1 protein-coding gene is annotated in these 240 nt (G+C 64.6%); it reads left to right on the forward strand.

Translation table 11 applies throughout. The annotated features are described in order from the left end of the window. On the forward strand, positions 1-240 hold a 240-nt coding region (locus R0J92_RS26190), incomplete at both ends, for a 30S ribosomal protein S2 (protein WP_411053840.1).

Raw genomic sequence — 240 nt, forward strand, 5'->3', positions numbered from 1 at the left:
GCCGAAGCCAACAAACTGGGTATCCCGGTTGTGGCCATCGTCTACACCAACTGCTCCCCCGATGGCGTAGACTACATCATTCCGGCCACCGACGACGCGGCCCGCGCGATCACGCTTTACTGCGATCTGGTTGCTCGGGCAGCTCTGGACGGCATGACCGCCCAGATTGGCGATGCCGGGGTCGCCCTCGGCGCCCAGAAAGAAGCACCGGTCGAGGAAGCGGTGGCAGAAGCAGCCAGC

It is taken from the genome of Tritonibacter sp. SIMBA_163, assembly GCF_046535935.1.
Lineage (GTDB): Bacteria > Pseudomonadota > Alphaproteobacteria > Rhodobacterales > Rhodobacteraceae > Epibacterium > Epibacterium scottomollicae.